Origin of the sequence: Proteus vulgaris (assembly GCF_016239305.1) — a bacterium.
Classification (GTDB): Bacteria; Pseudomonadota; Gammaproteobacteria; order Enterobacterales; family Enterobacteriaceae; genus Proteus; species Proteus vulgaris_C.
In genome coordinates this window covers 1-679 of record NZ_JAEHOQ010000065.1, presented here as the reverse complement: position 1 = coordinate 679, position 679 = coordinate 1, and the positions used below count along the sequence as shown (strand labels likewise).

The 679-nt window shown below is 32.0% G+C and carries 1 protein-coding gene; it reads right to left on the bottom strand.

Translation table 11 applies throughout. From position 1 onward, the window contains the following. Window positions 1–315: 315 nt before the first annotated feature. A partial coding sequence (locus JEP40_RS18970; RefSeq protein ID WP_198624810.1) for a hypothetical protein occupies window positions 316–679 on the bottom strand: 364 nt, incomplete at its 5' end.

The window sequence follows — 679 nt, the reverse complement described above, 5'->3', positions numbered from 1 at the left end:
GGGTTTAAATGTTTTTCGTAATTCCTCTAATTGGCGTTGCTGTTCAATTTTATCTTGTTCCGCTTTAATCGCGGCTTTTTCTTTTAATGATAAACAGCCAGAAAGTAAGGTGGTGCTAATAATAACAATAAAAAGTAATTTTAATAATTTAACGAACATGGCTTATCCTTATTAATTATTATGCTGTTTTATTTTACCATTATTTTTGTGTAGCTTAATTAATGTACGTTTGTTTTTTAATACATGTAGGCTGTTTTTTGGCTCATTTTTACCCTTTATTTTTTCAATGAATAATAACAATATAAAAAAGAAACTCTATTTTTTAATTCTATAATCTCGCCCATAGTCACCTAACTTTGACATTGGGGAAATAGAGGGATCACTGCAATCAAATTGAGTTTGTCCTGAAGGCGTTTTCATTTCAGGATTGGGCGCTTCTAATGTATGGGGTTTCGATGTATTATTTTCCACTTCTTCGAGTGTTGGGTAAAGATACTTATCCCAGGATAAGTTACTTAATGATTCTTTCTGAGGAGAAGAACTGTAGCTTTTTCCAATATAAAAATGGGTATCTGTCACCACAAGGGTAAATTTTCTCATTTCATTAACGGGATTAAGTGTTTTATTACCCACCGGAGTAATTAATGGAACCAGTTCACCTCTATAATAGCGTAAAATC